At 76.2% G+C, this 568-nt stretch carries 1 pseudogene; it reads left to right on the top strand.

The features are described from left to right. Positions 1 to 568 (top strand): annotated as a pseudogene (locus G6R24_RS23125) (hypothetical protein); the annotation flags it as partial.

Genomic DNA, 568 nt, shown 5'->3' on the forward strand with positions numbered 1-568 from the left:
AACCGCCCTGGAAGAGATCCGCACCATCCGCCAGACGGCCCGCGACGACGCCGCCGTCTCCCGCGCCCGACTGTCCGCGCAGGCCGGCGCCGAGGAAACCCGGCTCGCCGCGGTGACCGCCGCCGGGGCGCGGGTGGCCCGGGTACAGGCCCGCACCGCGCACACCCTCGCCGCCGCCTGGACGGCCCTCGCCGACGCCCGCGACGGTGAGGACACCGGCAGGGCTCTGACCTGCGTGACGAGCCAGGGCGCACCTCGGTGGGAGCTCCCCGCCTGGCAGCAGGTGAACACCCAGGTGGACGCCTCGCCGGCAGGGGTGGACACCCCTGCGATTGCGCAGGTCAGCGGGCTGTCGCCGGAACCTGCCGTCCAGGTGAACACCAACCCGGCTGTTCAGGTGGACACCCAGGGGGACACCCGGCCGACGGGGGTGGACACCCGGGTGGACACCCCTGCTGTTCGGCTGGACCCGGCCGCGGCCCGCGCCGCGATCGTGGCCGCCTACCAGGAGGGCCTGAGCGTCCGACAGGCCGCCGGCCGGGCCACCCGCTCCCGCAGCTGGGTCCAG

Source organism: Candidatus Frankia nodulisporulans (genome assembly GCF_902806475.1).
Taxonomy (GTDB): Bacteria; Actinomycetota; Actinomycetes; order Frankiales; family Frankiaceae; genus Frankia; species Frankia umida.